Annotated in this window: 1 pseudogene; it reads right to left on the minus strand. The window is 56.2% G+C overall.

Annotated elements, in window-relative coordinates:
- A pseudogene (locus SB764_RS44810) lies at positions 1-233 on the minus strand (hypothetical protein); the annotation flags it as partial.

Raw genomic sequence — 233 nt, forward strand, 5'->3', positions numbered from 1 at the left:
CTCCGCCGTTGACGAAGACAAAGAAGTCATACCCGACAATGATGACGATCTCAAGAAAGAGGAACACCGTCAGGAACTTTGCGGAAAGCTCGATGTTGAAATAACCAAGGACCGCGGCTCCGGCCCAGAAAACGGCTGCCCAGACCCACCACGGGAGATCAGGACCACTCATGGTGGTGTGCACGAGTTCGCCCAGAACGATACCGCCGAACGGAAGGGTTCCGGCATAGACG

It is taken from the genome of Paraburkholderia sp. SIMBA_027, assembly GCF_046535315.1.
Taxonomy (GTDB): Bacteria; Pseudomonadota; Gammaproteobacteria; order Burkholderiales; family Burkholderiaceae; genus Paraburkholderia; species Paraburkholderia tropica.